The organism is Liquorilactobacillus sicerae (genome assembly GCF_029916425.1).
GTDB lineage: Bacteria > Bacillota > Bacilli > Lactobacillales > Lactobacillaceae > Liquorilactobacillus > Liquorilactobacillus sicerae.
On record NZ_JAHAVQ010000092.1, the window covers coordinates 1 to 640 of the forward strand.

Genomic DNA, 640 nt, shown 5'->3' on the forward strand with positions numbered 1-640 from the left:
AGATATTGCTGCTCCTCGTTGTTTTGAAATTGAAGCAAAGCTTAAGCAGATTTTGGACATTCCAGTTTATCATGACGATCAGGAAGGAACGGCAATTGTTGTTCTGGCTGGTTTGATTAATGCTGCCAAAGTTGTTGGCAAAAATCTTAAGGATTTGAGAATCGTTATCAATGGCATTGGAGCAGCAGGAGTTGCGACAGCTCGTTTATTACTTTCCGTTGGTATTAAAAAACTGACTTTGGTTGATATCCATGGAGTTGTCAAGGCTGATGATTTAGGCTACAACAAATATCAAAGAAAATTGGCCGAGGATATCAATTTAAATATTTCCAGTCAAACACTTGATAATGTGATTGATCAACAGGACGCCTTTATAGGCCTGTCCGATGCCCACGTTTTATCAGCCGACCAGGTCAAAAGAATGGCTGTTGACCCAATTGTATTTGCTTTGGCAAATCCGATTCCGGAAATCGATCCGGAAATTGCACAAGCGGCTGGCGCCAAAGTTATTGCAACTGGTTCGGCCCAGTATCCTAATCAAGTCAATAATGTTCTGGTTTTCCCAGGTCTTTATAAAGGATTGTTAACGTATGGAATCAAACAAGTTGACTACAAGATTGAAGAAATCGTTGCCCAATCT

At 40.5% G+C, this 640-nt stretch carries 1 protein-coding gene; it reads left to right on the forward strand.

The window, feature by feature from the left end; translation table 11 throughout:
• A partial coding sequence (locus tag KH893_RS11400; RefSeq protein ID WP_281166226.1) for an NAD(P)-dependent malic enzyme occupies positions 1–640 on the forward strand: 640 nt, incomplete at both ends.